Here is a 25,053-nt window from a genome sequence, read left to right as displayed (position 1 = left end):
AACCTTACTACCGGTGAGGATCCAATGGTAGATTTGTGGAGTAGAGTCAGCTTACCTTGAATAACTGCAAGTAATGCACAATTTACATAAATGAGGTGACTGTATGAGGAAAAAAGGGAAACAGATGTTAGCTTCGATTTTACTAATAATCATGCTCATCGGTTGCCAGAACTCGAAACCTAAAGAACAGGACTTGATGCGTATAAACTCCACGAATGGTGAAAATGCGAAGAAAGTCATCTTCCTGTTGGTGGACTCTTTGATGTATCAGGCGATCGACCAAGGAATTAGTAAGCAGGAGCTTCCCGCATTAAAATTCCTGATCGAACACGGGCAATATTATAAAAATTTGGTCAGTTCTTTTCCCACAATGTCCGTCACGATCGACAGCTCGTTGCTTACAGGTGCGTATTCGGACAATCACCGTATCCCTGGTCTAACTTGGTATTCTGCGGACAATAAGAAAATGATCAATTACGGAACCGGACCCATGGAAGTGCTAAAACTCGGAGTTAGTCCGGTTATGACTGATGCATTATTCCATTTGAATGAAAGTCATTTGAACAGGGAATTGCCCACGATTTATGAGGACTTGGCACGGCAAGGTTTAAAGTCTGGTTCGATTAACGGCCTGGTTTACAGAGGGGCGTCCACTCATAAGTTGTCAATACCTGATTGGATGCAAGCTGCTACTTCCTTACCAAAAGAAATCAATGTTAAAGGTCCGGACTTCCTGTCTCTGGGTGCATTGTCTAATCCGTTTCAAGGTATTAAAAACATGCCGGATGGCCTAACAAATCGGATGGGTATCAATAATGATTTTGCTATTGAAGCTGTAAAATATTTGGTTCAATCCAATAAACTGCCGGATTTTTTGTTTGTCTATTTGCCGGATTTAGACCGGGAGTTGCATAAAGACGGCCCTATGGGCCTTCATGGAGTCAAAGAGTTGGATCAACAACTTCAATCTGTTTTGGACTCATTCGGTTCTCCGGAAAAAGCCTTGCATCATGCCAGCTTTATCATTGCAGGCGACAGCGGAATGACCCGTATTCTGCCTGCAGAACAGAATCCGGTCATTGATCTGCCCTCCTTGCTTGGAGATGCCAAAGTTTTACGTCCTGGTGAAGCTGTATCGAAGGAGACTGAGATCATTCTTGCCGTCAATGAAACGATGGCCTATGTATATTCATTGAAAGTGGATCGTTCCCTGAGAGATACGGCAAACCTTTTAATGAAAGATCCACGCATCGATTTTATCTCCTGGAAAGAAAAGGAATGGAATTATGCCATTCAAGCAGCAACAGCCAAACAGATCAAATTTAAAGCAGGAGGCAACCTGACTGATCCATACAACCAATCATGGACGGTCGAACAGGATGAAGAGGTGTTGGATTTAAGCTTAAATATGGCTAAACACTCATTGAGTTACGATCAGTATCCGGATGTTTTGAAACGATTGTCAAGTGCGCTCCGTTCACATCAAGGCGATTTTTTGGTTGTTACGGCAAAACCAGGATATGAATTTACTGGTGGTAGCTCACCAACGCACAAGGGAGGAGGCGGTCACGGTTCGATTCGTAAAATGGAATCCCTTGTCCCCTTGATAATCAGTGGTACAGATCAAAAGCCTAAATATTTACGTATTGTTGATTTAAAAGCTTATCTGCTAAACCTTTTGCAAAAATAGGCTCTTGTTACGTGGGAGGTCATCGCTTCTTGAAATTTAAACTAGGACGTTGCTTATTGAATGAACGATTGATGGAATACGGAAAGTCAGCAGAATGGCTGGCAAAAGACTTACTTATTAAACCGGAACGAATTCTAGACTTTATTGAAAACAAAAGAGTGATGCCACTCAAAATTGCCATATCAATCGCCGATTCCATCGGTTGTGATGTTCGTACCTTGTATGAATTAATTCCGACCGTTGATGAAGTAAAGGGTGGTGATTAAGGAAATACGTTATCTCTTATTTAAATGTCGAGGGACAAGAATATTCCCATTGGAGTCGCTATTTTAGCGGCTTTTTTATGTTAGCTGTATAAGTTCGTATCCCGAGCGAAGGACAAGAACATGGTCCGATTACGAACAGCGTATAACTAATCCGTTCTTCTCCCCAAAAATTCATTGAGCTAACGAGAGATATAGTTCATATAGGGTATGGGGGTATAAAAATATGTTGACTAAAATAGGGTAGGGGGGTATAGTGTTGTACAAGAGCTCGATGAGACCTGAAAAACTGGCCTCGAGAGTATAGCCCATCGTTTAGGTCAAACTAAACCAAAAATCACCCACAAGAAGGGACGAAATAAGATGAAAAACATTGTATTGAACGTACAAGGTATGAGCTGCCAACATTGTGTAAACTCCATCGAAGGTGCTCTGAAAGAAATCGGAGTGAGTGGCAAGGTGAACCTCAGTGATGATTCGGTTGAAGCAACGTATGATGAAAATCAAGTCTCCTTGGAGCAAATTAAAGAAGTTATTGAAGAACAAGGCTACGAAGTAGCGTAAGTAATGGACGATGAGGGGAGTGAGTTATTGTGGCAACAGCAGCGGCTCAGACGAAACAGTCGAGTATACAAATTACAGGTATGACCTGTGCAGCTTGTGCAAACAAAATCGAAAAAGGCCTCGGCAAAATGGACGGGGTCACATCAGCGAATGTTAACTTCGCTTTGGAAAAAGCAAGTGTAACGTATGATCCCACGAAAGTGGAAATGAAAGAACTTGAGGAAAAAATCAAAAAACTTGGATATGGTTCCGTTTCAGAGGTTGCGCAATTCAATCTTGAAGGCATGACCTGTGCAGCGTGTGCGAACAAAATTGAAAAAGGCCTGAACAAGCTGCCCGGCGTGACTAACGCTTCAGTAAACTTCGCCATGGAAACTGCCCGAGTTGAATTTTCCCCTGGTGAAGTTTCCATCGAAGACATGAAAAACAAGGTGAAAAAACTCGGTTATACGGCGATCGCCAAGCAAGACGGTACCAGTAATGGTGCAAGTGACCACCGTGCTAAAGAACTGAGTAATCAAAAACGGAAATTACTGATTTCGGCGATTCTTTCCTTGCCGCTGTTGTGGACTATGGTAGGTCACTTCTCGTTCACTACATGGATCTATGTACCGGAATTGTTTATGAATCCGTGGTTCCAACTAATCCTGGCTACACCAGTACAATTTTATATTGGTAGACAGTTCTATGTGGGTGCGTATAAGGCTCTCCGGAACGGGAGTGCCAACATGGATGTGTTGGTATCACTTGGTACCTCTGCAGCGTACTTCTATAGTTTATATTTGACCATTCAATGGTCAAGTATGGCTGACGGCATGCATCACGGTCCATCCCTGTATTATGAAACGAGTGCAGTCCTTATTACCCTGGTTCTTATGGGTAAATTGTTTGAATCACTTGCGAAAGGTCGAACATCTGAGGCTATTAAATCACTGATGAGTCTGCAGGCGAAGACGGCATTAGTGGTCCGGGATGGCAAAGAGCTTACCATTCCAGTGGATGAAGTCATTGTAGGAGATGTTGTCCTTATTCGCCCAGGAGATAAAGTACCTGTAGACGGAGAGGTGCTGGAAGGGATGTCATCCGTAGATGAATCCATGCTTACGGGTGAAAGCCTTCCAGTAGAGAAAAAAGCCGGAGATGCTGTGATTGGAGCTACGATTAATAAAAATGGTATTCTTCGGGTCAAAGCAACCAAAGTAGGTAAAGAAACTGCTCTTGCACAAATTATTAAGGTTGTTGAAGAAGCTCAAGGATCAAAAGCACCAATTCAACGGGTAGCCGATGTGATCTCGGGTATATTCGTCCCGATCGTTGTAGGTATTGCAATAGTTGCTTTCTTGATTTGGTACTTCTGGGTTACACCAGGCGATTTTGCAGGTTCGTTGGAAAAAGCAATTGCGATTCTTGTTATCGCTTGTCCTTGTGCACTTGGACTTGCAACACCAACATCCATTATGGCGGGGTCTGGTCGTTCGGCTGAGCTGGGAGTGTTGTTCAAAGGCGGGGAACATCTGGAGCAGACACATAAAATTGATGCGATCATTCTGGATAAAACCGGTACTGTTACAAAAGGTAAACCTGAATTGACTGATGTCGTCGCTCTTGGCAATGAAAATGAATTCCTGAAACTTGTTGGTGCTGCGGAGAAAAATTCTGAGCATCCACTTGCGGAAGCCATCGTTGTTGGCATCCAAGAACGAAATATCGAACTACCAGGAACTCAATCCTTTGAAGCAATTCCGGGCTTCGGAATCCAAGCAACGGTTGAAGGTAAACAACTGCTCGTGGGTACACGTCGACTGATGGAAAAGGTTAACATCGATGCAAAAGCCGCTTATCATTCGATGTCACGTTTGGAAGAAGTGGGCAAAACCGCGATGTTGGTTGCCATTGATGGCCAGTATGCAGGTATGGTCGCTGTAGCGGACACGATTAAAGAAACTTCGAAAGCTGCAGTGAGCCGTCTGAAAGAAATGGGCATTCAGGTCATTATGATTACAGGAGACAATGAGCGTACGGCGAAAGCCATCGCTGCTCAAGTAGGTATTGACCATGTTCGTGCAGAGGTCTTGCCTGAAGGAAAAGCGGAAGAAGTGAAAAAACTACAATCTCAAGGTAAAAAAGTGGCCATGGTTGGCGATGGTATCAACGATGCACCGGCTTTGGCAACTGCAGATATTGGTATGGCGATTGGTACGGGGACAGATGTGGCGATGGAAGCCGCTGATGTAACACTCATGCGCGGCGATCTATCCAGTATTCCTGATGCAATCTATATGAGTCGTAAAACCATGAACAACATTAAGCAAAACTTGTTCTGGGCGCTTGGTTACAACACCTTAGGCATTCCTATTGCTGCTATCGGTCTGTTAGCCCCATGGGTTGCAGGCGCAGCGATGGCCTTGAGTTCGGTATCCGTCGTTCTCAACGCCCTTCGATTGCAACGCGTAAAAGTACGTCACTAATCAAGGTACTAGAATAGGAGCGAAAATAATGATGATGAGGAGTAAAAAAATCATGCTAATGTTAACCGGTGTTTTAGCTTTCGGTGTGTTGTCTGCTTGCGGAACCCCTAAAGAAAGTGCACATACAGATGGACATGGTGGTATGAATCATACTGAAATGAATTCTGAAAATGAAAGTGCGAGTCATGATCATGCAGGGCCTCATGCTGATTCAACAGCAAGTACCCTTAAAGCCTCGTTCTCCTTTGCATCAGATGTGAAGGCCAACGAAAATTCGCATCTGACAATCCAAATCACGGACGCCGATGAAAATCCGGTTAATGAATTTGAAATGGGTCACGAAAAACTAATGCACCTTATCGTGGTGAGTAAAGATCTTTCTTATTTTAATCACATTCATCCTGATTATAAAGGCAATGGAAAGTTTGCGATTGAAACTTCATTTCCAGCCGGTGGAGAATACAAAATCCTTGCCGACTTTGTTCCAAAAGGTGGAGCGAGTACTACACCCAGTGAATGGGTGAACGTTGGGGGTCCAGAAAAAGCCCAAGAGCCTGTTCAAGCGGATTCCAACCTTGTAAAAGAAGTGGATGGTAAAAAAATCGAGCTTTCATTGAGTACCAAAAAGGCCAACGAAGATGTGAATTTGACCTTTAATATCATGGATGCGAAAACGAACGAAGCGATCAATAACCTGGAACAATACCTCGGTGCTGTAGGTCATGTTGTTATCCTTTCTGAGGATGCAGAGCAATATCTGCATGTTCATCCAACAGAGGAAAAGGCAACAGGTCCAAAAGCGGAATTTATGACCTCCTTCCCGCATAGCGGAATCTATAAAATCTGGGGTCAATTCCAACATGATGGGGAAGTCTTTACAGTACCTTTCGTAGTAGATGTAAAGTGAGTAGAGAGGTATGAGCATGGAAGATAAAATTAAAATAGCGATTAGTCCAGCAATCCAACTTGGTGGAAGCTTATTCACTCCGGAGCAACTAGTTAACATTGGTGAGATTATTGGTCCAGATTCAAAAGTGGAAATGACACCCTTTAAGCAACTCTACGCAGAAGTATCGATTGAACAACGAGATCAGATCAAAAATGAACTTGAGGATCACGGACTTGAAATAAATCCTGCAGGATTTGTAACCAAAAGTCTGATCGCTTGCAATTTTTGCAGAGGTGCAGAAGAAGCAGGCATGGAGACAGCCAAAAATTTAAATCAGGCCATTTCCGGTATCGATACGCCTACACCAATCAAGATAGGATATGCAGGATGCCCCTTAGGCACTAGTGAACCGTTGATTAAGGATATTGGGGTCGTAAAGATGCGCGATAAGTTCGATGTTTATGTTGGTGGCGAGTCGAAGGGGCTTAAAACCTCCTTCGCCACGCTGCTAAGTTCCGGACTAACGGAGGATCAGCTTATTCCCTTCGTTACCGCAATTATTGATTATTATAAGATGCATGCGAAAGGCAAAGAAAAATTCAGCAAATTCGTAAATCGAATGACACTGGAGAACTTGAAGGCGATGACGCTTGAAAGGAGGTGAAAACAGTGAAAGAAGCTACCGTAAAAATTCAAGGTATGTCTTGCCGTTCTTGTGTATCTAAAATTGAAGGTGCAATTAGCGCTATTGGCGCTGAAGGCCACGTTAATTTTGAACAAGGAACAGTAGAAGTTCGATTTGACGAATCTAAAGTTCAAATCGCTGAAATTGAAGAAGCGATCCGTAAAAAAGGATATAACGTCGGAGCGTAATATATATTGAACTACAAGGGAGAGTAATTGGGCATGACGGAATCCATTCAGATTTATTCAATCCCAACCTGTAGCGATTGTAATTATGCTAAACGTTACTTTAGAGAGCGTGAGCTTCCCTATACGGATTACAATTGTGAAGAAGATGCCAAGTACGCTGAGGAAGTCTGGAACTTGACTGGCAAACAGGTTGTTCCAACCATTGTAATTGGAGATAAGGTATTTGTAGGCTTTGCCGAAAATCTTAACGAAATCAGTGAGTTAGTAAAGTAACTCTGATGACTCCGGTCAACTTTTGACCGGCGTTATTAACAGTACCAGATCCGGATTTGCTAGAAGACTTGATATTTCTTGCTTCCTTTACATAGGGTAGGGGGGGATGGTAAGGTGTAATAAAGGAGTTGATCTACATGGATGATACGATACTTGAGGCCGCCTCATGTGACCATACATCTTCAAACAAGCGGAAAAGTCATCATTCTGAGAGTACGAAGCGAAAATTAATTAGCCGGTTGAATCGGATTGAAGGGCAAGTGCGTGGAGTAAAAGGAATGATTGAGAAGGATACGTATTGTGATGACGTGTTGCATCAAATTGCCTCCATTCAATCTGCGTTGAATGGAGTAGGAAAGCAGCTTTTGGAACATCATATGAAAAGCTGTGTCATTGAACGAATTTCAGAAGGCGATCACAAAGTTTTGGATGAACTGATGATAACTGTAAATAAGTTAATTAAATAAGCTAGAACCAGGGAGTGCATGAGTATGCACTCCCCTCTTGTTTTATTCAGACATACTCTTTCAAACTATGGCTTATTTTCAAGTAATGCAGCAAACTAAAATCAAATTTTCGTGAATACTTGTAGGGATATAGGTTCTTATTCGACTATGAATTTTAAGCGAAAAGCTTTGTAATCTGGATTACAGAAGAGGGAATTGTGGTCGTTTATGATGAATGTAACACTCCACTATTACACGAAGAACCATCATTGCGGAGAGTGGAGAGGTTGTCGTTCATAACATTGAAAGGAGGGGCAGAATGTTACATCATGAGGCGATGGAAAACATAACATCATTTTTGCCACAAATAAAGATATTTGAATCGCTTCCGGCAGAAATTATCCGTGAAATCGAACAATTGGTAACAAGGGCACAAGAGGGACTTATGTGGAGACGATGGAAGACTCAATTTTTTTTTTAAGCAAACGCCTACGGGATCAGGAGGAGTTGGTAGAAAAATTAGTTTTTAGGGATTTGTCAAGAAACGTTGTCATTGAATCTGCCTCCTATAGTTGGGATAGCCAAGGGTTGCTAGTATGCACGGACATATCCATCACGTGCATCTGAAAACCCAATAAAACCAACAGAGTTAGTTCCAAAGATTTTATCACCTGACAAACATTTAAGTTATGTAAAAAAGGGTCCTGATGACAAAAGTCATCAGGACCCTTTTTATTATAAACACATCATTATAGTTGAAATTCCTATCCAAATCATTGTAAGGCTATTCTTATGAAAGAATTTGACTGGTAGCAGGATTATGCTCATGAATAGCCTTCTGCATTGTCATGTTTGTTTTGAGGTTTGCTGTTGGTTATGCCCAGGTCGTAATTGTTTCAACCGGGAGACGATAGGAAGGATAGCCATCTTTGGCTGCTTTGCCTATGGAGATTAACATCACGGGCTGGAAGCGTTCTTTATTCAGGCCGAAAGCTTCAGCGATCTTGCCTTTGTCATAGCCGGCCATAGGGTTCGTATCATAGCCATGGGCACGGGCAACGAGCATGAGTTGCATGGATATGAGGCCTGAATCAATGAGGTTCATATCACGTAGTTCGGATGCGTTGATGTTTGCATAATAAGGTTTTACCTGCTGCATCTGCATATCCATGATGTCTTGGGGCATGTACCCAAGTTCCACTGATTTACTGAAGATCTCTTCCATATATTCAACGTTGTTAGCATCGTAAAATACGGCAATGACAGCCGAAGACGTTAGTGCCTGTGTCTGGTTAAAAGAGGCCAGTGGTGCAAGCTTCTCTTTGCCTTCAGCACTGTCGATGACAAGAAAACGCCACGGTTGCATGTTAATCGCCGAAGGGGCACGTGAAGCTTTCGCCAGTATTTCAGTCATTTCCTCGCGGCTGATCTTTACTTCAGGGTCGTAGGCTTTAATGGAATGTCGCTCCAAGACGATGGTATCAAAATCATTTGTTTTGTTGAATTGGCCGGTAATTGTATTCATATCGATTTCTCTCCTCATATCTAATATTGGTGAGAGTTGGTTATGGATATATTTCATTCCGTCTCACTATGAGGATTGTAAACTATGAAGTATACTTTATAGCAAGAGAAAGAAATGAGGGTGTTGTCATATGAAAATTAGTGAAGTGGCGAACAGGGTAAACCTTCCGATATCCACTATCCGGTACTATGAGAAGATAGGTATTATCACGGATGAACATGTGCTGAGAGATCAAAATAACTATCGGGTATACGCGCAGAGCATTATTCAGCATCTGGAAGTGGTCAAACAATGTTTAGCAGTTGGTTTTACGATCCAAGAGATCCAATCTATGATCTCTAAACATGGATTTTCAAGTAATGATCAAGCAAGCATTATCCAAGCGAAAATATCAGAAATTGAAGAAGCACAAAATAAATTAGAGAATTCCAAACAAAATCTGTACGAAATTCTTAAATCGGATATCACGTGTGAGGATGGTTTTGGTAAGTATTAATGAAGTGGACAGAACTAACTTTAGGAAAGAGGACCGTGCTATGCGCTTTATCCGAATACTAAATGACATAAGACTTAAAAGTAAGCTATCATTGATTTTTATAACCGTGGCTGTACTCCCGCTTTTAGTAAGTGGTATCTATCTAACAAGCAAACTGAGAGAAGTAATGATCACGAACGCCTTTGAACAAGCAACCAATAACGTAGAGCGTGTCCAAAAAAGGACAGAGGAAGTTATCAATGTAGCTATTGATATTTCCTATCAACTCTCAAATGATAACCGAATGAAGACAATAGCAAGCCGCAACTATGAAAGTTATAACGAAGTTATCCAAACCTATCGTCAATATACTGACATTCGGGATTATATGCGGCTATATAAAGAAATAAAATCAATTCGGTTATATACATCCAATCCAACAATGCTCAATAACTGGGAATTTATGCAGCCAGACGACCAAACGAAACAGTCCGAGTGGTATAGATCCGCCTTGAGTCAAAAAGGGCTCGCAGGTTGGGACTATATTCAGGATGAGCGTGATCATAAACATTATCTAAGTCTGGTCCGAAAAATCAATCTTGATGAGTTGAAAAATGAAAGTGTTTTGGTGATTAATGTGAATTCTGATTTGCTAAACTCTATTCTATCCCAAGAGACTTTTTCAACGATGATCGTGGATGACAACAACAATATTGTGGCAGCCAACCGGCCAAATCTTTACGGTAAAAACCTTGCCTCTGTGCATGCTGGGAGCAATATGTTGTCTCAAACAGAGGGCAGCTATGAAGCTGTCATGGATGGGGAAAATTCGAAGGTGGTCATAGCAAACATAACCCCACAGAATAGCTGGAATGGGCTACGTATCATTTCCGTATTTACGGTGTCTGACATTCTGCATGATGCAAACGCTATCATTCGGTTGGCTACTTTTGTTATAGGTGGATGTCTAATCATAGCCGTTTTGCTTGTTTATGTTTCGGCATCATTTATTGCTAGAAGATTACTTCGACTTAGTAAACACATGTCCCGAGTAGGCACGGTGTCCTGGGATACTTATCTTGACCTCGACGGAAAAGATGAGATCGGACAACTTTCCAGACAATTCAATGATCTGGTTCATCGAATCAGTGAACTAATGTTGGAGGTGCAAGAAAGTAACCAGCAGAAACAGTTACTACTACAAAAACAAAATGACATCAAATTTAAGATGTTAGCGAGCCAGGTCAATCCCCACTTCCTGTTTAATACACTTGAGTCCATTAGAATGGAAGCACATCTTCGTGGGGAAGAGGGCTTGGCCCAAGCCGTATGGCAACTTAGCATGTTGATCCGAAATAGTTTAGAGGTCGGTAGTCGCCAGATCCCACTTTCAGATGAGTTAAATATGGTTCGGTGTTACTTGGAACTTCAAAAATTCCGATATGAAGACAGACTTCAATACATTATGGAAATCGACCCAGCAACCAAACACATTGAAATTCCCCCACTTATCATTCAACCTTTGGTCGAGAACTCGATACTCCATGGGTTAGATCGGAAAGAAGGTCCCACGTTGATCACTGTTCGAACGAAGCTTAACGATCAAGGGATGTTATTTGTAGAAATCCATGATGATGGTGCGGGTATTCCGCCAGTGAAAATGAATGAGTTAAAAAAACAGTTAATGAACTCCGATGAATCTGGGAATCGTATTGGTCTTCGTAACGTGAACGACCGATTAGAACTTACCTACGGTATAGGTTCAAGGCTTTCAATTGAAAGCACAGAGGGCAAAGGCACCTGCATCAGATTTTGTATTCCGAAGGAGGGAGGGGAACCTCATGTTCTCAGTGATCATTGTTGATGATGAACCGAAACTACGTTTGGGGCTGCAAACGTTAATACCTTGGAGGGAATTGGGGTTTGAAGTGACTGGAACGGCAGCTGGTGGAAATGAGGCGCTTCGAATATTCGAAGAAACGATTCCCGACGTATTGTTGGTTGATATACGTATGCCGGGCATGGACGGACTGGAACTCCTTCAGCAGATCCGTCACCGTGGCTGGATCAGTCATGTCATTATACTCAGTGGTTACGCCGATTTTGAGTATGCGCGCCAAGCTCTTCAATTCGGTGTCGAAGCATACCTGCTCAAACCTGTAAACAAGGAAGAACTCTCAGCATCGCTTCAAAAGATTCATAAACAGCTCTCAAAAATGCAGGAAAAGAGCATGTTACAAAAGACAAAAACGCCAGAATGGATACTTTACTCTTTACTATCTGAAAGACACGCTTCGGAGGATTCCCTTTTCATTGAATGGTCCGACTCATTTGAGGTGATTTGGAAAACATTTCAAATCCTTTTGATTGGGTTTTCAGGTTCACATCAAGAAGAAAGCGAACAGATTCATAACTTCAAGGAGGTACTCAGTAGAACGTATGCTTCGGAGCGTAAAGGGATCGTTTTATATTTTGCTCCATACATTGTCCTGTTGCTTGGTGATTCTCCTGTCGGCGAATTGGGATGGACTGAACTTCACAAGAATCTCCAGCTATTATCAGGAGAACTTCGATTTGAAATGGACGTAGCGATAGGCCAACCTGTTCGGTCTCTAGAAGAAATCATTCATTCTTTCAGAACTGCACGATCCTTTCTGGAGCGCAGTTTCTTTTATGATAGAGGGAGGCTGCTAACTGAGGAAACTCCGGAAACCTTTCAAAAAGAAATCGTTCAGACTTCCGTATTATCTCTATCAAGTAAGGAGGAAGAAGCTTTCAGGTTGCATTATCTGGTAGATGTTGGGCATGCAAGTGCGATTTCATCTTTTTTAAACGAAATAGCATTACAACAAGTAGCAGATCAGGCTGAAGAAAAAGAGATCCGTGACCGTTTCTTCTACCTCGCGAATGAAACGGTTCGGAAAATTCATTCCCGTGTCTGGTCTTTGAGCGATTATCCAGAAGACCCGGCCCAATTCCTTGCTGAAGTATATCATTCCCGATATATTCAGGATCTCGTTGACCGTATTTCTGTTGTTATGGAGAGGCTCGCCCGATGCGCAGATTATAATAGTAAGGACAATGAAATGAAGCGATTGCTGGATTATATAGATCGGCACTATGGGGAGAACTTAAGGTTAGAAATGCTTGCCGTATTGTTTAATTACAGTAGTTCCTATCTGGGCCAACTATTCAAAAGTTACACGGGGGAATATTTCAACGCCTATCTTGATCGGATACGGATTCATAAAGCGAAAGAATTACTGGCTCAGGATATGAAGGTTTACGAAGTGGCTGAAAGGGTAGGATATTCAAACGTCAATTATTTCTACACCAAATTCAAGAAGCTAGAAGGGGAGTCACCTTCTTTTTATCAAAAAAAAGAATAACCATAATCAAAGCTCCTCTACTAACGGAAGTTAACGAACAGTAGGGGAGTTTTCTAATCTCTACATGAAAAGAGATGTGATTTTCTGAAAATACAAAGGATTTTAGAATGAAAGGATTCGAAATTTGTGATATGTCCGAGAGCCTCCTTAGCAAATATAGTTGATACGAAAGGAGGGACCATAACAATTGAAAGCGATAACAGGAATGCATTGTACGAAGTGGAGGCAATAAAATGAGGGCAACGAATAACACATATTTAATGTTAGGATCGGCCATTTTCTTTTTGAGTATTATCATGTCGAGTTTCACTCATTCCAGGGTGGAAGCAGCCATTACGGTACCAGGATTTGTTGTTGATCCTAAACCTTTTCCCGATCAAACACAAGCATTAATAGTAACATTTAAAGATGCTCAGCTTGAAGGATACGGGATTGAGAAACGGGACAAGACAACTGCCAAAGCTGTGGACAAGTCATATGATGGTAAAGGTTACATTTCTTATTTTTTCGAAGAGGATCATGAAACTAAAGCAGAGAACGGAAGCGCTACATTCAAGGTTGAAGCACCGGAAAATGGCCTGTATGAGTTGAGCTTGGGATACTACATTCCTGAAGGGAATGGAGATAAAACGACCTCTATACTAGTGAATGGTTCAGGTGCTGGTGAATTGACGCTCAAGGCTCCAAACCAAGGGAAGGTCCAAGCTGAAAAAAAGATGACAAAAGTACTTCTGAACCGCGGCAGCAACTCCATCCAAATCTTACGGGGGTGGGGATACTATGGTATTGAGTATATCAAGTTCGAACGGATAGATCCCTACGTATCCAGACAGAAGATAGAGGGGAATACCGTAAGTAACTCTAAAGCAACTCTGCAAACGAAAGCACTCTTGGAATTCATGACCAGCCAGTATGGAAAGAAGATAATTTCAGGGCAGCAAACAATAGAGGATGCGAAGTGGATCTACAAGCAGACAGGAAAATCCCCCGCGCTGGTTTCCAGTGATTTGATGGATTATTCTCCATCCCGTGTTGAAAACGGAAGCACCTCAAACGAGGTTGAGAAGATGATTGAATGGTACGAACGTGGAGGAATAGTATCATTAAGCTGGCATTGGAATGCGCCGAAAGGAATAGGCGGCAACGAACCGGGCCGCGAATGGTGGCGAGGTTTTAATACCGAGTTCACGACATTCGATGTAGAATATGCCCTGAATCATCCGGAATCGGAAGATTACAATCTTTTAATTCGAGACATTGATGCCATCGCTGTTCAGTTGAAGCGATTACAAGATCATAACATTCCCGTACTTTGGAGACCACTGCACGAAGCGGAGGGCGGCTGGTTTTGGTGGGGAGCCAAAGGTCCTGAACCTGCCAAAAAATTATATAGACTAATGTACCAACGTTTGACCCATCACCATCAATTAAACAATCTCATTTGGGTTTGGAACTCTGTGAAGGAGGAGTGGTACCCGGGTGATGATATGGTCGACATCGTGAGTGTCGACGTTTACAATCCAGCGGGTGATCACAGCCCGAACATTGCCAAGTTTGATGAACTCTTGATTCTGGGCAAGCACAAAAAGCTTGTAGCGCTTGCAGAAAACGGGCCTATTCCAGATCCTGATCTGCTGCAGACTTACGGTGCACATTGGAGCTTTTTCAATACCTGGACAGGCGATTATCTGCGCGACGGAAAAACGAATACAAAGGCATATTTGAAAAAGGTATACAATCATGACAACGTAATCACGCTAGATGAACTTCCCGAAGGATTGTACGGCAGTCCCTAAATCGAAATAGAATACATTTTATTTATTGAGCTGAAACAATCTAGTTTAACAGGAGTGAATACTGTAATGGCAATTTATATTAACGAGTCACAGCATATTTTTCATCTGCAATCCCATGTAACCAGTTATGTTATTCAAATCGTAGACGGCTTTCCAATATTAGTATATTGGGGGCAACGTTTGTCCGAGAAAGGTAATCTGGAAAAACTTGTACCAGGTCTGGAAAAAATGGAGCCTGGCTCCATGCCTCATGAATATCCGCAATACGGAACAGGCGACTTCAGGTCGCCTGCCTATCAAGTTCTACTCGAAGACGGAAGCCGGATTACAGAGCTTCGCTATAAAGGGTACTCAACAAAGGCAGGTAAACCAGCACTTGAAGGGTTGCCTTATGTGTATACGGAAACGGACCATGAAGCAGATACCCTGGAGCTGGAACTGGAGGATGCATATGCAGGAATGACCGTTCTTCTAAAATATTGCATCTTCAGGGATGGGGCTATTACCAGGTCAGTTCACTTTAAGAACACTGGTGAAAGCACGATCAAACTTTTACGTGCGCTTAGTGCCAATGTTGATTTGTACGGTAAGAGCAATTATGAATTATTATACCTCGCGGGTCATTGGGCACGAGAGGCGCATCTTCAACGCAGGCCCCTGGGACCAGGAGGTACTAGTCTTGGGAGCAGACGAGGAATGAGCAGTCATCAACACAATCCTTTTGCGGCTGTCGTTAGCCCGGGAGCCGATGAGGATCACGGGGAGGTCTTTGCAGTAAATCTGGTGTATAGTGGTAATTTTCATGCTGAAGCTGAAGTGGATGCTTTTGGAGTCGTTCGTTTGGGCATTGGATTGAATCCGTTTGATTTTGGTTGGATGCTTCCTCCCGGCGAATCCTTCCAAACCCCTGAGGCTGTATTGGTATATTCAAATGGAGGGATCGGAGGCATGTCCCGAATCTATCATCGACTCTACCGAAATCGTTTATGCCGCGGCGTGCATAGGGACAAGGAGCGACCGATTCTCGTGAACAATTGGGAGGCAACTTATTTTAATTTCACTGCAGAAAAGATTGAAGCGATTGCCGAGGTAGGCTCTCAACTGGGGATTGAACTGTTGGTGCTTGATGACGGCTGGTTTGGCAAACGTGACAGCGACAACAGTTCCCTCGGGGATTGGGTTGAAGATCGTCGAAAGCTTCCTAACGGTTTGCGTGATTTGGCGGAACGGATTGAACGCCAAGGCTTGCAATTCGGATTGTGGTTTGAACCTGAAATGATTTCACCCGACAGTGATCTGTACCGGAAGCACCCCGACTGGTGCCTACACGTTGAAGACCGTCGCCGGACGGAAGCCCGCTGGCAATTGGTATTGGACCTTTCACGGCCGGAAGTCCGTGATTATTTATATGATGCACTGGCTGAAATCTTTACCAACGTACCTGTTTCTTACGTAAAATGGGACATGAACCGCGCGTTGACCGAAATTGGTTCCGCAACGGCTTTACCGGAGAATCAACAGGAGGTTGCACATCGTTACGTGCTTGGACTCTATGAACTTTTAAATAAACTGACGACTGCATTTCCGGAAATTTTATTCGAAAGTTGTTCCAGCGGCGGAGGTCGGTTTGATCCCGGAATGCTCTACTATATGCCGCAGACTTGGACAAGTGACAACACGGATGCCGTGGAACGCTTAAAAATACAATATGGGACCAGTTTGGTTTATCCCGTCAGTACCATCGGAGCTCATATCTCTGCCGTGCCGAACCATCAAGTCCACCGCGAAACCTCGCTTAAATTCAGAGGAGACGTTGCGATGTCGGGGAACTTTGGCTATGAACTTGATCTGACCAAATTCACCGATGCCGAAAAAAACCAGGTAAAAAAACAGGTTGCCATGTACAAAGAACATCGATCTCTCATCCAAAAAGGTAATTTGTTTAGACTTCGGAGCCCTTTTCAAGGTAATGAAACTGCTTGGATGTTCGTTTCGGACAATCGATCCGAAGCTATCGTATTTTACTTTCGAGTTTTAGCCAAGCCCAATCCTGCTGCTGATGTACTTCAGCTCAAAGGATTGGATCATTCGTTAACTTATGAGGTGAGTGGAGAGAGTGGACACACGGGAACTTTTGGTGGGGATCGTTTAATGCAAGCAGGCCTGATTATCCCTCCTCTTACAGGAGATTATACCAGTGTATGGTTCAAGTTAAGCGCTACTCAATAAATATGGCGAAGCCAAAAGTATTCTCTAAACGTTAACTTTCAATGATTCAATTATAAAAATTCTCTGCATTTTTACTGCAGGGGATTTTTATTATACCAACTTATGAAAACAAAATTGATTTTTCTGAAAATAGTAAAGATTTTCGAATGAAATTCTACTAAATCTCCGATATGTCGCCAAAATAATAATCGTTTTATGATGGGAGAGGAAAGGGGGGGATGAAATGAAAGCGATAACAGAAGAGAGAAGGTTCCGCACACGCAAACACAAAAATTCACAAAAGTGGAAAGTCTTTAAGAATCAGAAATATCTGTACATGATGTCATTTCCGTTTGTGATCTGGGTGTTTGTATTTCAGTATTTGCCTCTGTGGGGATGGACGATGGCATTTCAAAACTATAGACCAGGCAAAGGGTTTTTCGATCAAAAATGGGTTGGATTTGACCATTTCCAAGCACTGTTTCAGGATGAGCATTTCTATTTGGTGCTAAGAAATACGCTGGCAATGAGCCTTATGGGGCTTGTGGCTGGGTTCGTGTTTCCTGTATTGTTCGCAGTGGTTCTAAACGAGGTACGGGTTCAGTTTATGAAGCGTTTCGTGCAGACTGTTTCTTACCTGCCTCACTTCGTGTCTTGGGTCGTGGCCGCGGGGATTGTCATCAAAATGCTGTCAACCGACGGAGGCGCGATAAACGACTTGCTTATGGGGCTGAATTTGATTGACCAACCGATACAATTTATGGCCAAGGGTCAACTGTTCTGGGGAATAGTGACCGGAGCCGATGTATGGAAGGAGACAGGTTGGAACGCCATTATCTATTTGGCGGCCATTTCGGGGATTGGACCTGAACTGTATGAGGCAGCAAGGGTCGACGGTGCCAGTCGCTTGAGACAAATATGGCATATTACACTCCCTGGCATCAGGCCAACAATCATCGTACTGTTTATTATGTCGATTGGCCACCTTGTTGGAATCGGATTTGAAAAGCAATTCTTGCTCGGCAATCACATGGTTAGCGATTATTCCGAAGTGTTGGATCTATACGCATTGAACTACGGTTTATCAATGGGGAGATATTCTTTCGGTACCGCTATTAGTATCTTCAATTCGGTCATCAGCGTGATTTTGCTGTTCGTCGTGAATGGACTCTTTAAAAAATTCGCTAACGAAAGCATTATGTAAAGAGGAGGAACAGACATGGAAGCATCCGAGCCGACAACTTCTTCCGTCACACCCAAACGACCGAAGATCGGTGCAAAATCTCCCCAAGACTTGATATTTGACACCTTTGTTTATGTTTTCATTGGAATCGTTACTATAGCGACGCTATATCCATTTTTGAATGTGCTCGCCATTTCATTCAACGATTCCGTAGATACTGTTCGAGGCGGTATATCAATTTTCCCTAGACAATTCACTCTTGAAAATTATAAGCTCATCTTTAGTTATGAGGGGCTGATCACGGGATTCAAAATATCGGTGCTTCGAACTGTTATAGGAACACTGGCAGGTCTTGTAAGCGGTTCAATGGTTGCTTATACACTTGCTCGTAGAGAATTTCAGGGAAGGCGGTTTGTTTCCGTATTTCTGGCGATCACAATGTATGTGTCAGGCGGTTTGATTCCTGGTTTTATCTTGATAAAGAATCTGGATCTGATCAATACGTTTGCAGTTTATATTTTGCCAGGACTCGTAAGCGCCTTCAATATATTCATCATACGTTCGTTCATTGATGGAATTCCTTATGCTCTGCAAGAATCGGCCAAGCTCGATGGGGCAAATGATTTCACCATTTACTGGCGTGTCATACTACCGCTCACCAAGCCTGCGCTTGCAACCGTAGCCTTGTTCCTTGCTGTCGGGCAATGGAATTCTTGGTTTGATACGTACCTTTATAATGGTTCGAATGACTCCCTGACGACCTTGCAGTATGAGCTTATGAAAGTGCTTCAGAGTACCACCACAAACTCTAACAATATACGTGGGGAAAACATGTCGCAATTGATGTCACAAGTGTCTCCTGACGCTGTAAAAATGGCGATTACCATCATCGCAACTGTGCCTATTCTCATTGTGTACCCATTCTTGCAGAAGTACTTTGTTAAAGGGATGACACTGGGTGCTGTCAAAAGCTGATGAGACACTTAACCGTAAATGACTTTGTATCCTTAAATTATCTGAATCATGGGGAGTGTTTGTTTTATGAAAAAGCGAACCCGAAAAACAGCAGTAACACTACTTTCAGCTGGTCTGTTGCTCAGTCAGCTCGCAGCCTGCAGTGGAAGTAGTGGCGGGGAATCTGCAAGTAAAGATGGCTCAAATCCTATCACGCTTACTTATTTTTCAGAGGATGGAAGTCCTAACTGGAACAATATGAATGACCGTATAGGAAAAGTCATCACAGAGAAAACAGGCGTTGTTTTGGATGCTGAATTCGCAGTAGGGGACCCTGTGCAAAAGGTATCGATCATGGCTGCCACCGGTGAAGTTCCCGATCTCATAGCAGCTAAGGCAGATCTTGGCAAGCTAGTGGATGTAGGTGCAGTTCTTGACTTGACGGACCTGATTGAAGAACATGCCCCAAATATTAAAAAGATGCTTGGCGATAAGATTGTTCGTGCCAAATATAGTTTGGAGGATCAAGCCATTTATGCCATTCCGACTTGGTCTGCTATCGATGAACGTAAATTCAAAGCCGACGGCGGCTTCCAACTTCAGCATCGTGTTGTAAAAGAAGCTGGTTATCCTGAAATTCGTACGATAAAGGACTATGAAAGGGTCCTTACAGACTATTTGGCTAAACACCCAACAGATGAAAACGGTAACAAAAATGTCGGACTAACCATTAATGCGGATGACTGGCATATGTATCAGGTGACAAACATGGGATTCTTTACGACAGGTGCACCTGATGATGGAGAATACTATGTGGACCAAGAAACATTTGATGTAACCTATCATTTCCGCCGTACAGAGGAAAGGGAATATTTCCGCTGGTTGAACCATATGAACGATATAGGTTTATTGGATAAGGAAAGCTTTGTCCAAAAGACGGATCAATTCAAATCCAAGGTTTCATCTGGGCGTGTGCTTGGCCTGATCGACCCTGCATGGGACTATGGTGATGCTCAACAGGCATTGAAAGCAGCAAGGAAATTTGACCAGACTTATGGCCATTATCCAGTAACGTTGTCTGAAAAGTATAAGGATACAAATTTCTGGTCCGCTGGGTTTGACGGAGGATATGGGATCGCAATTTCCAGCGAGTGCAAAGATCCCGTAGCTGCAATCAAATTTTTAGATTACCTGGCTTCGGAAGAAGGACAGATTCTGATGAACTGGGGGATCGAGGGACAAGATTACGTTGTAGAGAATGGAAAAAGAACCGTACCGAAGGAAGTTCAAGAAAAGATGGACAACGAGGGTAGTGCTTACATGAAGGAATCGGGTCTCGGCCTGTATTGGAACCTATCCGTTCATTATGGTGATGGAATTGAGGACTCTACAGGCAATTATTTTACGAAAACGAACAGTGACCTTTTAACGGCTACCTACAGTGAACCCGAAAAAGAAGCGTTGGCTGCTTACAAAGTCGAGCACTGGAGAGATCTTTTCCCGAAAGAAGAAGAGTTTCCTGAAAGAAAAGCCGGGGCGGTTTACAATATTGCTTTGCCAAGCGATAGCCAGGCGACAATATTAATGGCCAAAATGAAGGACATTACATGGAAACGGATTCCTGAAGCGGTAATGGCCAAACCGGAAAATTTCGATAAAGTCTGGGATGAGTACATGGCTGAATTGGAAAAGGCTGGAGTGGAAGAAATGGAAGAGGCTTTTGGTCAATATGTGAAAGACCGCGTTAAACTGTGGAGTGGTCAATAACCGTTCAATTGAGAATAAACAGAAAGGCAGGATAAGATGAAATCGATACCTTGCAATCCTAATGCATCGGAAGAAGTACGTTCTGTTCTCAACTATTTCCACGAGATTCAAGGGAATGGCATCATTACGGGACAGCACACACAAACCATGGCGCAAGAAGAATTGAACTACATTCATCAAGTAACAGGGAAGTGGCCAGCACTATGCGGATTCGAGCTTCTGGGGTATTCTCCAAACATTAATTATGAAGATAGTGGCGAAGAGTGTTTGCTGGAAGTTACTGAAAATCAGGACACGCTGCAAAAAGCTTGGGAGTGGACGCAGAAAAGCAGAGGATTGCTTACATTTACATGGCATTGGTTTTCACCGCTTGGCGGACGGGATAAAAGCTTCTACACGGAGCATACAGATTTTAACGTGAGTAAAGCGATTACAGAAGGGACAAAAGAATACCAAGCTCTGCTGTCCGATATGGATCATATGGCTGAAATCCTCCGCGAGTTTTGCGACAAACGCATTCCGATCTTGTGGAGACCATTTCATGAAGCGGAAGGAACCTGGTTCTGGTGGGGTAGCCAAGGTCCGGCCATTGCGAAAGAGTTATATCGTATCATGTATGAGCGGTACACGAAATATCATAATCTAACGAATTTAATATGGGTATGGAACTCACCGTTAGTCGAAGGTTATGTTGGGGATGACGTGGTTGACATTATTTCCAGAGATATGTATCCTCCGGCTCACCAACATACTGATTTACGTAAGGAATATGAAGAACTAGTTAGTGTAACAAGAGTTCCAAAACTTGCTGCTATCGGGGAAATTGGTCCGATTCCGAGTGTCAGAAGCTTGTCCACCTCGCGCATCCCGTGGCTGTGGTTTATGACATGGTCTCAGGCTTTTGGTAAAACGGAGAAGTTTACGACAAAAGAGGAGCTGCGCAGCGCATATCACTGTGACTATGCCATAACATTGGATAAGCTACCGAAGCTATATTAATACCATTAGGGAAGTTTCCATAAAAACTGCTGATTTAGCGGTTTAGTAGTTTAGGATAAGAGAATGCCCCCATCATTTATGAGAATGATGGGGGCATTTTTATCTGTATATGATTAGGCTTCTTAGGGGTATAGTCACATGACTTTATCATGACAAAAGTACACTGTCACTTTATGACTTTTTCAGCCCATACTCATAACTATCATCAAATTATAGAGGAGCTGACTCAAGACATGAGAAAAAGATCTGCACACAAAGAACATTCGCAGATGGGTGAGAAATTAAGCAAATGGAGTGTATTTTGGCGCTTTCCAATCATCTGGATGATTGCGGGGGCTATCGGCATAATTCTTGTGGATGCGTCCATCCGACCGCTAGCAGAGCAAGCACCGGACGTGCTTTCTCTGCTGTTGACACTAACGTTGGGCTTTCTCGCCATCATGGTCTATATACTCACCATGAAATATTTGGCCCGTCGGTCCATTCCTGAGTTATCCAGAAAGGGAGCAGGGGTTGAAGCTGTTATGGGAGCACTAACCGGGGCTATGTTTATTGCCTTATCCACTATTATTATAGTTTCCTTGGGAGGTTACTCCTTTCAATGGGTGAATGAGGCGGATACGGTTACTGTTCTAATCGCTTCAATTGAAGCTGCTTTAGGCGCAGCCATTGTCGAGGAACTTATCTTTCGTGGACTAATGTTTCAAGCCATACATAAATTGCTGGGAAACTGGACCGCACTCGCTGTGACTTCTCTATTCTTTGGAATAGCCCATCTTGGGAATACAGGAGCAACATTATGGAGCGCATTCGCCATAACTTTAGAAGCAGGTGTTCTGCTTGGAGCCGCATTTATGTGGCGACGAAATCTGTGGTTTGCCATGGGACTACATTTTTCCTGGAATGCACTTGAAGGTTTGCTTGGGATCCCTGTTTCTGGACACAGTTCAGACGGTCTGTTTATTGTGAAAGTGACCGGTCCTTCACTTCTCACTGGAGGTGACTTTGGACTTGAGGGGTCTGTAGTTCCAGTTATCATCAGCCTTCTGATTACCATTCCCATGCTGTATGGCGCTGTTCGCAATCACAATCAGCCAAAGAACACGATCTAAAGCTCTTGTATCGTCGGGATCATGCATCTTAAATCATTGAAAATCTATCGCAAAATCTCTATCAGAATATATCCGTTCTTCCGATAAAGAAAGAGCATATATTTTTTACTTCAGGAGGAATCGTCAATGAAAAAAACAGTCATCTTGCTAACCAGTCTGGCGCTAATGCTTGCCACCGCCGCAGGCACAACCTCAGCCAAACCGGGAAACAATCCACCCGGACAATCGGGTAAAGAGGTATCGTCAAAAGTACCCAAAGAAAAAGAAACTCCAATTGAGGAGAAAAAGACCGAAGAAGTCGAGTCTTCTGAAGCGGTCAGCACGGAAGATGACAAAGTTAAGGGTTCCTCAACTTCGGAGACAGATAATACAACCAACAATACAACCGATTCAACCGAATCCAAGAAAAAAGGCTCTAAAGGATACAAAGGTTTGCTAAATGCCATTCAACATGTGGAAGATAAACCGGCAGGTGCTGTACTAGCCGATATTTTGCTTACAAAATATGCGACTGAGCTGACAGACGAACAAATCAAAGAACTTGAAGCCATCCTTGAAAAGGACAAGGCGTTGGAAACTGCAGCAGAAATGCTCGAAAAAAACGGTAGTGTGACTGACGCGGTGTATTTGCAGGAAGAAGCCATCAAAGCCAATTTTAAAAATCTGGACCTGTACAAAACAATGGGAAAGCTCAATAAAAAGGCGGGGAAAAAGAATGGGGTGAAGCTGTATGTGAACGGGGAAGCTTCTGACTCCGAACCTTTTGTCAAAAAAGGCAACACATTTGTTCCTTTTCGCGCCATAGCTGAGTCTTTGAAAGCCGAAGTGGCATGGAATCCCGAAGAACGATCTATCACTGTCGAGAAGGATGGGGTAAGTATTAAACTTGTAGTTGACAGTAAGACTGCAAAAGTTAATGGCAAAGACGTCTCTTTGGATGCGCCAGCCACCATTACAAAAGGCATTACTTATGTACCCGTACGTTTTATAAGTGAGGCATTGGATGCAAACGTCCAATGGGAAGAAGAAAGTAAAACCGTCGTAGTTTATGAAGAAGAATAATAGACCAATGAGAGTCGCTATTATAGCGGCTTTTTTGATTTATTGTAAGTACTTATCCTTTATCAAGGACAAGAGTATAACTCAACGTGGACTTACTAGTTCTATTTTGTTTTTTACTCTGAAGACTTGACCTTAGGTCTGCCCTAAGGTATATGCTTAATTGGAATTCAAGGTGACTGGGGGAAAGCCGATGAAAAAAGAAATCACCATTAGCGAGTTAGCGAAACTGATGGGCGTATCCGTCCATCAAATTCGTTATTTCGAAGAAAAAGGAATATTGCCCCCATCCTACATCGATGAGAATCAATATCGGATGTATAGCCTGGATGAGATGTATCAGCTTGCACATATTTTGCTCCTCCGAAAGGTGGGGTTGTCCGTCCAAGCCATCCGGAATTGGAAAGATGAAGGGACGCCGGAACATGCATCGTTTGCTTATACAGTCTGTTTCCAAGATGGAAGCCGAGATAGAACGGCTACGAACGCTAAGCGGTTTTATCTGTAAGGTGTTGGATGAGAACGAGCGCTGTGCTTGATTACGATAGATCCTTTTAGGGGCATGCTTCAGTAGTCGATTTCTGACACTAGTGAATGGGAAACTTTCCGATTTCGCCATTTTTCCGATTTTCCAGGATTGATTTGATATTTGTCCGATTCTCTCACTGCGTCTGGCATCGTTATCTGAGAATGCTCCCTGATAATTGCCATGTATGCGAAGGCATCGGCCTCGATCCGATAATATATGGAAGCCGTCGCTTGGATTACCTTGGCGGATGATCTCGTCGGAAATACGGTATGGCTTTAGCGCCTGCAAAGCATTCGGGGCGATAATGATACCCGCGCCAGCAACAGGTGGCGCGGTATTTCTTTCGTATACTTTTACTTTGCTATAAGGTGATCGCGGCGCATAGGCCTGCAATTCCGCCACCTATGATCAGGATTGTCTGTGACATAATTCCTGAACCGTGACCTGCTCAAACCCCTTTACATGAAAAAGCTGGAGCATGATTGGCTACTTCAGAGTGGATTCAAGTTTAAATATTATCTTACACTTGTTGACGGCAAAAGAGGACTCCACATTTTTTAATGTGCTGTGAATCATTCAGAGCGGGATATT

The 25,053-nt window shown here is 43.0% G+C and carries 22 protein-coding genes and 2 pseudogenes; 22 read left to right on the top strand and 2 right to left on the bottom strand.

Features of this window, described 5'->3' with window-relative positions:
• Positions 1-103: 103 nt before the first annotated feature.
• The 10 genes from AC4G47_RS15185 to AC4G47_RS15140 all read left to right on the top strand — a co-directional run bounded on the left by AC4G47_RS15185 (position 104) and on the right by AC4G47_RS15140 (position 7,947).
• Entirely contained in the window at positions 104-1,690 is a 1,587-nt protein-coding gene (locus tag AC4G47_RS15185) for an alkaline phosphatase family protein (RefSeq protein ID WP_491106604.1), read from the top strand.
• 29 nt (positions 1,691-1,719) lie between these two features.
• Positions 1,720-1,956 (top strand): XRE family transcriptional regulator, encoded by a 237-nt coding sequence (locus tag AC4G47_RS15180; RefSeq protein WP_491106603.1) that lies wholly within the window; start codon positions 1,720-1,722, stop codon positions 1,954-1,956.
• Between the two features lie 360 nt (positions 1,957-2,316).
• A complete protein-coding gene (locus AC4G47_RS15175) occupies positions 2,317-2,517 on the top strand; it encodes a cation transporter (RefSeq protein ID WP_047843207.1) in 201 nt (66 codons plus the stop codon).
• A gap of 29 nt (positions 2,518-2,546) precedes the next feature.
• Entirely contained in the window at positions 2,547-4,985 is a 2,439-nt protein-coding gene (locus tag AC4G47_RS15170) for a heavy metal translocating P-type ATPase (RefSeq protein WP_491106602.1), read from the top strand.
• A gap of 28 nt (positions 4,986-5,013) precedes the next feature.
• Positions 5,014-5,892, top strand: a complete 879-nt coding sequence (locus AC4G47_RS15165) for a DUF8832 domain-containing protein (protein WP_491106601.1) — start codon at positions 5,014-5,016, stop codon at positions 5,890-5,892.
• A 16-nt stretch (positions 5,893-5,908) separates the two neighbouring features.
• Complete coding sequence (locus tag AC4G47_RS15160) at positions 5,909-6,538, top strand: nitrite reductase (RefSeq protein WP_491106600.1); 630 nt, start codon at positions 5,909-5,911, stop codon at positions 6,536-6,538.
• Between the two features lie 5 nt (positions 6,539-6,543).
• Complete coding sequence (locus tag AC4G47_RS15155; RefSeq protein ID WP_458127053.1) at positions 6,544-6,747, top strand: heavy-metal-associated domain-containing protein; 204 nt, start codon at positions 6,544-6,546, stop codon at positions 6,745-6,747.
• A 33-nt stretch (positions 6,748-6,780) separates the two neighbouring features.
• The gene (locus tag AC4G47_RS15150) at positions 6,781-7,020 is read left to right on the top strand and encodes a glutaredoxin family protein (protein ID WP_491106599.1); all 240 of its coding nucleotides are present in this window, start codon (positions 6,781-6,783) and stop codon (positions 7,018-7,020) included.
• Between the two features lie 137 nt (positions 7,021-7,157).
• Positions 7,158-7,487 carry a metal-sensitive transcriptional regulator gene (locus AC4G47_RS15145; RefSeq protein WP_458127055.1) on the top strand — a complete coding sequence of 110 codons (330 nt, stop codon included), beginning with the start codon at positions 7,158-7,160 and terminating at the stop codon, positions 7,485-7,487.
• Between the two features lie 298 nt (positions 7,488-7,785).
• Positions 7,786-7,947, top strand: coding sequence for a hypothetical protein (locus AC4G47_RS15140; protein WP_491106598.1), 162 nt, complete (start codon positions 7,786-7,788; stop codon positions 7,945-7,947).
• 393 nt (positions 7,948-8,340) lie between these two features.
• Here the strand turns inward: AC4G47_RS15140 and AC4G47_RS15135 are convergent, their stop codons facing one another.
• The gene (locus AC4G47_RS15135) at positions 8,341-8,991 is read right to left on the bottom strand and encodes a nitroreductase family protein (RefSeq protein ID WP_491106597.1); all 651 of its coding nucleotides are present in this window, start codon (positions 8,989-8,991) and stop codon (positions 8,341-8,343) included.
• Between the two features lie 130 nt (positions 8,992-9,121).
• Here AC4G47_RS15135 and AC4G47_RS15130 point away from each other — a divergent pair, with 130 nt between their 5' ends.
• The 12 genes and pseudogenes from AC4G47_RS15130 to AC4G47_RS15075 form a co-directional block, all read left to right on the top strand.
• Positions 9,122-9,487, top strand: coding sequence for a MerR family transcriptional regulator (locus AC4G47_RS15130; protein ID WP_458127057.1), 366 nt, complete (start codon positions 9,122-9,124; stop codon positions 9,485-9,487).
• 40 nt (positions 9,488-9,527) lie between these two features.
• Positions 9,528-11,330 carry a sensor histidine kinase gene (locus AC4G47_RS15125; protein ID WP_491106596.1) on the top strand — a complete coding sequence of 601 codons (1,803 nt, stop codon included), beginning with the start codon at positions 9,528-9,530 and terminating at the stop codon, positions 11,328-11,330.
• Positions 11,317-12,855 carry a response regulator gene (locus AC4G47_RS15120; protein ID WP_491106595.1) on the top strand — a complete coding sequence of 513 codons (1,539 nt, stop codon included), beginning with the start codon at positions 11,317-11,319 and terminating at the stop codon, positions 12,853-12,855. Before AC4G47_RS15125 ends, AC4G47_RS15120 begins: the two co-directional genes overlap by 14 nt.
• 233 nt (positions 12,856-13,088) lie before the next feature.
• On the top strand, positions 13,089-14,651 hold the full coding sequence (locus tag AC4G47_RS15115; RefSeq protein ID WP_491106594.1) for a glycosyl hydrolase: 1,563 nt from the start codon (positions 13,089-13,091) through the stop codon (positions 14,649-14,651).
• A gap of 66 nt (positions 14,652-14,717) precedes the next feature.
• Positions 14,718-16,880, top strand: a complete 2,163-nt coding sequence (locus tag AC4G47_RS15110; protein WP_491106593.1) for an alpha-galactosidase — start codon at positions 14,718-14,720, stop codon at positions 16,878-16,880.
• A gap of 223 nt (positions 16,881-17,103) precedes the next feature.
• Positions 17,104-18,063, top strand: coding sequence for an ABC transporter permease (locus AC4G47_RS15105; protein WP_458127062.1), 960 nt, complete (start codon positions 17,104-17,106; stop codon positions 18,061-18,063).
• 15 nt (positions 18,064-18,078) lie between these two features.
• Positions 18,079-19,017 (top strand): carbohydrate ABC transporter permease, encoded by a 939-nt coding sequence (locus AC4G47_RS15100; RefSeq protein ID WP_458127063.1) that lies wholly within the window; start codon positions 18,079-18,081, stop codon positions 19,015-19,017.
• Between the two features lie 66 nt (positions 19,018-19,083).
• On the top strand, positions 19,084-20,763 hold the full coding sequence (locus AC4G47_RS15095) for an ABC transporter substrate-binding protein (protein ID WP_491106592.1): 1,680 nt from the start codon (positions 19,084-19,086) through the stop codon (positions 20,761-20,763).
• Between the two features lie 36 nt (positions 20,764-20,799).
• Positions 20,800-21,762 carry a glycosyl hydrolase gene (locus AC4G47_RS15090; RefSeq protein WP_491106591.1) on the top strand — a complete coding sequence of 321 codons (963 nt, stop codon included), beginning with the start codon at positions 20,800-20,802 and terminating at the stop codon, positions 21,760-21,762.
• 233 nt (positions 21,763-21,995) lie between these two features.
• The gene (locus tag AC4G47_RS15085; RefSeq protein WP_491106590.1) at positions 21,996-22,874 is read left to right on the top strand and encodes a CPBP family intramembrane glutamic endopeptidase; all 879 of its coding nucleotides are present in this window, start codon (positions 21,996-21,998) and stop codon (positions 22,872-22,874) included.
• A 126-nt stretch (positions 22,875-23,000) separates the two neighbouring features.
• Positions 23,001-23,936, top strand: a complete 936-nt coding sequence (locus AC4G47_RS15080) for a copper amine oxidase N-terminal domain-containing protein (protein ID WP_491106589.1) — start codon at positions 23,001-23,003, stop codon at positions 23,934-23,936.
• A 190-nt stretch (positions 23,937-24,126) separates the two neighbouring features.
• A pseudogene (locus AC4G47_RS15075) lies at positions 24,127-24,310 on the top strand (helix-turn-helix domain-containing protein); the annotation flags it as partial.
• A gap of 350 nt (positions 24,311-24,660) precedes the next feature.
• On the opposite strand, the pseudogene AC4G47_RS15070 reads toward AC4G47_RS15075, so the two are convergent.
• A pseudogene (locus AC4G47_RS15070) lies at positions 24,661-24,889 on the bottom strand (FAD-dependent monooxygenase); the annotation flags it as partial.
• Positions 24,890-25,053 lie beyond the last annotated feature (164 nt).

The sequence above is a fragment of the Paenibacillus sp. Negev47 genome, assembly GCF_058313655.1.
The sequence above is the reverse complement of the archived record's forward strand: the minus strand, read 5'-3'. Positions and strand labels throughout refer to the sequence as shown.